This is a genomic window from Archangium sp. (genome assembly GCF_036277355.1).
Lineage (GTDB): Bacteria > Myxococcota > Myxococcia > Myxococcales > Myxococcaceae > Archangium.
In genome coordinates this window covers 1-6,415 of record NZ_DASUNC010000025.1, presented here as the reverse complement: position 1 = coordinate 6,415, position 6,415 = coordinate 1, and the positions used below count along the sequence as shown (strand labels likewise).

The window sequence follows — 6,415 nt, the reverse complement described above, 5'->3', positions numbered from 1 at the left end:
GGCTGGAAGGAGAAGCGGGGGTACTTCTCCGGGTGGCGGAACTGATAGTCCACCCAGCGCTGGGCCTTGTGCAGGGGCGTGCCGGGCAGCAGCCGGCTGCCATCCGCCAGCGTGCGCGCGCCCAGCAGCGGCACCTTCTGGCCCGCCTTCAGCGCCCCGGCCGCCTCGCGTAGCGGCGTCTCCAGCCCGCGCGCCACGCGCTGGAGGAATCGCAGCTCCTCCTCGCTGAAGGAGTGGCCCCGGGCCGCCGCCGCCATCAAGCGCTCTATCTCCTTGGAGTCTCCGGGAGACAGGTGCGAGGCCACGCGCGAGAGCACCCGCACCTCGTCCAGGCTGCGGCCGGTGAGCAGCGCCAGTTGCTCGGCGCCCTCGCTGCCGCCGCGCATCAGCACGGCACCGGCCACGAAGGGCACCAGCACCCCCAGCGCGCACACCAGACGCTCGGGGTGGGTGAAGAAGAATCGAGGGCGTCTTCATGGGCGCGGCATGGGGCGGCGCAGTCTACCCGTTGCTCGGAACACGGGCGTGGCGCTGAAGAAGACCTCCTGGGTCTCCAGTCCCGTTCCATTTCCGGGCAGAATCAGGGGGTGACCACGCCAGAAGCCCTCGCCAGGGAAGCCATCGACGAAGCGCTCCGACTCGCCGGCTGGATCATCCAGGACGCGAAGGACGCCAACGTAGACGCCGGTACGGGCGTCGCCGTGCGCGAGTTCCCGCTCGGCAAACATGGCTTCGCGGACTACCTCCTGTACATCAACGGCAAGGCCGCCGGCGTCATCGAGGCCAAGAAGGCCGGGACCCCACTCACCGGCGTGGAGCTCCAGACCGAGCACTACAGCCAGGGCCTTCCCCGCACCCTTCCGGCCTGGCTCCGCCCCCTTCCGTTCCTCTACGAGAGCACCGGTGTGGAGACGCGCTTCACCAACCGGTTGGATCCGGAGGCGCGCAGCCGCCCCGTCTTCCACTTCCACCGTCCGCACACGCTCGTGGAGTGGCTCGAGGCCGAGCCCCTTCTGCTGCCGTACAAGGACGGAAAACCCGATCCGCGCAGCCAGCTTCCGGCCACCCTCCGCGGCCGTCTCCAGCAACTGCCCGCCCTGGAGACGCACGACCTGTGGCCCGCCCAGGTGAAGGCCATTCGCAACCTGGAGACCTCGCTGGCCGAGGGCCGCCCCCGGGCCCTCATCCAGATGGCCACGGGCAGCGGGAAGACCTTCACCGCCGTCAACGCCATCTACCGCCTCATCAAACACGGCGGGGCCCGCCGCGTCCTCTTCCTCGTGGACCGCGCCAACCTCGGCGAGCAGGCGCTCAAGGAGTTCCAACAGTTCGACGTCCCCGACGGCAACTACAAGTTCACCCAGGAGTACAACGTCCAGCTGCTCGCCTCGAACAAGGTGGACGGGGTCGCCCGCGTCTGCATCACCACCATCCAGCGCCTCTACTCCATGCTCCAGGGCGAGCCGGAGCTGGACCCCGCGGCCGAGGAGCCCTCGCTCTTCGACTCCGCCGCGCCCTCCGCCCGTGAGCCGCTCCCCGTCCGCTACAGCCCCTCGCTGCCCATCGAGACCTTCGACGTCATCTTCACCGACGAGTGCCACCGCTCCATCTACAACCTGTGGCGCCAGGTGCTCGAGTACTTCGACGCGTTCCTCGTGGGCCTCACCGCCACGCCCTCCAAGCAGACGCTCGGGTTCTTCCACCAGAACCTGGTGATGGAGTACGGGCACGCGCAGGCCGTGGCCGACGGCGTGAACGTGGACTTCGACGTGTACCGGATCCGCACCGAGATCACCGACAAGGGCTCGCACGTGGAGGCGGGGCTGTACGTGGACAAGCGCGACCGCCTCACCCGGACCCGCCGCTGGCAGCAGCTCGACGATGAGCTCGTCTACGCCGCTTCGACGCTCGACCGGGACGTGGTGGCCGAGGATCAGATCCGCACCGTGCTGCGCACCTTCCGGGATCGGCTCTTCACGGAGATCTTCCCCGGCCGCACCGAGGTGCCCAAGACGATCATCTTCGCCAAGGACGACAGCCACGCGGACGACATCGTCCGCATCGCCCGCGAGGAGTTCGCCCGGGGCAACGAGTTCATCCAGAAGATCACCTACCGCACGACGGTGAAGAAACCGAAGGAGCTCATCTCCGAGTTCCGCACCGGCTACCATCCGCGCATCGCCGTCACCGTGGACATGATCGCCACCGGCACGGACATCAAGCCGGTGGAGATCGTGATGTTCATGCGCTCGGTGCGCAGCCGGCTGCTCTTCGAGCAGATGAAGGGCCGGGGCGTCCGGGTGATCAGCAAGGACGACCTGCGGACGGTGACGGGCGACGCGAAGGGGAAGACGCGCTTCGTCATCGTGGACTGCGTGCGGGTGTGCGAGAGCGACCTGGTGGAGACGCACTCGCTGGAGCAGAAGCCCACGGTGCCGCTGAAGGGCCTGCTGGACGCGGTGGGCTTCGGGAGCACGGATCCGGAGATCGTCTCGACGCTGGCGGGACGGCTGGCGCGGCTGACGCGGGCGCTGGACGCGCCCCAGGTGAAGCGCCTCGAGGAGGTGGCCGGGGTGACACTGCCGGAACTGGTGGCCGGGATGGTGGAAGCGCTGGAGCCGGATCGGCAGCTCGAGGCGGCGCGGAACGCCGCGGGCCTGCCGGAGGGGGCCGAGCCGTCCCTGGCGCAGGTGAGGAAGGCGGCGGAGGGGTTGCTGAAGGCGGCCGTGGCCCCGCTGGCGAAGAATCCAGCGCTGCGACAGGAGATCCTCACGCTCAAGCAGCGCTCGGATCAGACCATCGACATGGTCAGCAAGGACCGGGTGCTGGAGGCGGGCTTCTCCGAGGATTCGAAGGAGAAGGCGAAGACGGTGGTGGAGTCCTTCGAGCGGTTCCTGAAGGAGCACCAGGATGAGATCACCGCGCTCCAGGTGCTGTACGCGAAGCCGTGGGCGAAGCGGCTGAAGTTCAAGGACATCAAGGCGCTGGCGAGCGCCATCGAGGCCTCGCCCCGGGCGTGGACGCCGGAGCGGCTGTGGCAGGCGTACGAGACGCTGGACGGGAGCCGGGTGAGGGGAGCGTCGGCGCCGAAGATGTTGACGGACATCGTGTCGCTGGTGCGCTATGCGCTCCACCAGGAGGAGGAGCTGGTGCCCTTCCAGGAGCGGGTGGAGGCACGGTTCTCAAATTGGATGGCGCAGCAGGAGAACCGGGGTCGGAGGTTCACGGACGAGCAGCGCGAGTGGCTGCGGCTCATCAAGGACCAGGTGGTCACGAGCTTCAAATTCGAGCGGGACGACTTCGACGACGTGCCGTTCAACCAGCGGGGCGGGTTGGGAAAGGCGGCCAGGTTGTTCGGGACGGAGCTGGACGGGTTGCTGGAAGAGCTGAATGAGGTGTTGGTGGCATGAGTGATGGCGGGTTGAACGAGCTTCCCGGTGGCTGGTCCTGGATCGCGCTCGGACAGGTTCTCGAAGGCATTGAAGCCGGAAAGAGCTTCAAGTGCGATGAGCGTCCCCCTCAGGACGGGGAGGTGGGGGTCGTCAAGGTCAGCGCGGTGACCTGGGGAGAGTTCGATGAGTCGGAGGCCAAGACCTGCACGGATCCAGACCGCATCGAACCGCGGTTCTTCATCCAACCCGGAGACTTTCTCTTCAGCCGAGCAAACACCATCAATCTGGTGGGTACCTGCGTCATCGTTCGTTCCGTTTCCGGCCGACTGATGCTCAGCGACAAGATTCTCAGGCTTCGTTTCTCTGGAATCGAGCCGAAGTGGATTCTCTACGCGTTGCGGACGGAGCAGGGCCGTCGGGAAATAGAACGGCTGGCCACTGGGAATCAGGAGTCGATGAGGAACATCGGTCAGGACAGGATCAGGCAGATCCGGGTTCCTCTTGCTCCCCTTGAAGAACAGAAGCGAATTGTTTCAGAAATTGAAAAGCAACTGACTGATCTGGAGGCCGGTGTTGCCGCGCTCAAGCGGGTGCAGGCCAACCTGAAGCGCTATCGCGCGTCCGTGCTCAAGGCGGCCTGCGAAGGGCGTCTCGTCCCGACCGAAGCCGAGTTGGCGCGGGCCGAGGGGCGCGACTACGAGCCCGCCGACAAGCTGCTGGAGCGTATTTGCAAGGAGCGGCGGGCGAAGTGGGAGGCAGGCCAACTCGCGAAGATGAAGGCGGTTGGAAAGACGCCAAAGGACGATAAGTGGAAGCTCAGTTATGAGGATCCCACCCAGGTTGACGCGTCTGTGTTGCCGTCGCTTCCCGTAGGATGGTCTTGGGCCACTGTTCATCAATTGGCGTCTGCCGAGCCCAATTCAGTAACAGATGGTCCGTTCGGCTCGAATCTAAAAACTGCGCATTACACCGAAGAAGGGCCACGGGTAGTGCGACTTCAGAACATCGGAGATGGCGCCTTTGTTGATGTGAAAGCGCATATCTCGTTGGAGCACTTCGAAACACTCGGCAAGCATCGTGTCCACTTAGGCGATGTGGTGATCGCTGCACTTGGAGAAGTGCTTCCACGCGCGTGCTTGGTGCCTGAATCACTTGGACCAGCCATTGTGAAAGCAGATTGCATACGAGTGAAGCCTGATGACGGGCTGTGTCTTTCGAAATATTTGGTGGTGGCCCTCAATGCTGAACCTACGAGGCGCCGGACAGCCAAGATCATCCACGGAGTTGGAAGACCCAGGATGAATCTTGGAGAGATCAAGGCCATTTCGGTGCCACTGCCGCCATTGTCTGAGCAGACTCGGATCTCCGCTGAAGTGGATCGTTGCTTTTCGTTGGCCGAAGAAGTCGAAAAGCTGGTTGATGCCGGACTTGCTCGGGCGGACCGTCTTCGTCAGTCCATCCTCAAGCACGCCTTTGAAGGCAAGCTTGTTCCCCAGGATCCGAACAACGAGCCCGCCAGCGTACTGCTCGATCGGATCTGCCAGGGGCGTGCTGTCCCTACCGGAAAGCCCACTCGGGGGCAGATGTCCCTGGATTTCGAGAAGCCGAAGAAGCCTCGTATCTCCCGCCGACGTTCCGCTTCTACATGAGCGGTTGGAGGGCCTCCCCTCCCTATGGCATGAATCCGTTCAGTGGAGAGGCCGGCCGAGGGAGTCGAGGACGGGGCGGCGGGTGGGCAGGGTGTGGTGCTCGTGGTCGTAGAAGCACTCGGGGCCGAGCAGGGAGATGAGCTCGCGCTCGCGCGTGATGCCGGACTCGGTGCCCGCCTCCGTGGGCAGCTCGTAGGGCTGGACGAGCACGAGGTCCTCACCGAGCGGCTGGCGGCATTCGGCGGGCAGGGAGTCGAGGCGCTCGCCGAACATGCGCAGGAAGGGCGGGCCGTAGAAGTTGCGCCAGAAGAGTCCCGCGAGTCCTTCGCTGTAGTCGCGCACGGTGACGACGCGCTTACGACCCACCTCCTGTGGCATCCATCGCCGTGTCTTGCCCTCGAAATCCGGCCCCATCCCGATTTGAGCCAGGGGAGATTGGACGAGGCGCATGAGCTCGGCGACCTGCGGCACGAGGGCGGTGCGCCAGGACGCTTTGGAAGCCGAGCGAACAGAGGTCGTCCAGGAGATGTCGCCCATATAGGGGAATTCGGCACTGCGGGAGGGCGAGAACCAGATGAAGTCTCGCTCCGTATTGACACCGACGCACAGCCAGTTGTGCTCCTCGAAATAGGCAATCAGGGGATCGAGATCCAGGCGCTCCGGATCAATCGCTTCGCTCATGGAGATATAGCCGTAGCGTTTGGCCGTGAACCACTGATACCTGCGAAGCACGAGTTCGAGGAACTCCCTCACGAGTCCACCCGAGAGACGGCCCGGAGGAAGTGCTATTTGAATATCAAGCGTTTTCGGCGAGCGCATCATGGATGGTCTCTCACGGCAGCTTTGCCATTTGCTTCCAGGCGGCTCAAACGGTTCTGGAGTGATTCGGAAAGTCGCGTTGCGCCATCGGGATGTTTGGCGGAACGGACCCACAGCTCGAGGTGGCCTCCGTACTTCTCCACATAATCGATCATGGCCTCGAGGTTGCCGGAGAGGGACAGCTCCTTACGAGCCTTGGCCTCGACGAAGGGGTAGGGCTGTCCCCATACCAGCTCCGCCGGGTTGCCCTTCACCGAGTCGGGGATGAAGCCCTGGGCGCGGCTGCCCGGCGGAGGCATCATCATCGCCGCGTTGCGCTCATATCTCCCGGCCTGGAGGATGGCGTCCTCGAAGACGTTGCCCGCCTGCCGGTTCTTGAGGATGGACTCGTACAGGCGCTCCCAGTCGGCGTCCGGCTGGAAGGAGAAGCGGGGGTACTTCTCCGGGTGGCGGAACTGATAGTCCACCCAGCGCTGGGCCTTGTGCAGGGGCGTGCCGGGCAGCAGCCGGCTGCCATCCGCCAGCGTGCGCGCGCCCAGCAGCGGCACCTTCTGG

At 64.8% G+C, this 6,415-nt stretch carries 5 protein-coding genes; 2 read left to right on the top strand and 3 right to left on the bottom strand.

Translation table 11 applies throughout. The features are described from left to right. The coding region (locus tag VFZ09_RS07300) for a hypothetical protein (protein ID WP_329726762.1) at positions 1–434 on the bottom strand (434 nt) is incomplete at its 3' end. 153 nt (positions 435–587) lie between these two features. Between VFZ09_RS07300 and VFZ09_RS07295 the strand changes: the two genes are divergently transcribed. After that, positions 588–3,410 carry a type I restriction-modification enzyme R subunit C-terminal domain-containing protein gene (locus VFZ09_RS07295; protein ID WP_329726761.1) on the top strand — a complete coding sequence of 941 codons (2,823 nt, stop codon included), beginning with the start codon at positions 588–590 and terminating at the stop codon, positions 3,408–3,410. After that, a complete protein-coding gene (locus VFZ09_RS07290) occupies positions 3,407–5,041 on the top strand; it encodes a restriction endonuclease subunit S (protein WP_329726760.1) in 1,635 nt (544 codons plus the stop codon). Before VFZ09_RS07295 ends, VFZ09_RS07290 begins: the two co-directional genes overlap by 4 nt. A gap of 39 nt (positions 5,042–5,080) precedes the next feature. Here the strand turns inward: VFZ09_RS07290 and VFZ09_RS07285 are convergent, their stop codons facing one another. Beyond that, positions 5,081–5,773, bottom strand: coding sequence for a hypothetical protein (locus tag VFZ09_RS07285; protein ID WP_329726759.1), 693 nt, complete (start codon positions 5,771–5,773; stop codon positions 5,081–5,083). An 86-nt stretch (positions 5,774–5,859) separates the two neighbouring features. Then, positions 5,860–6,415: hypothetical protein (locus VFZ09_RS07280; RefSeq protein WP_329726758.1), on the bottom strand; the 556-nt coding region annotated here is incomplete at its 5' end.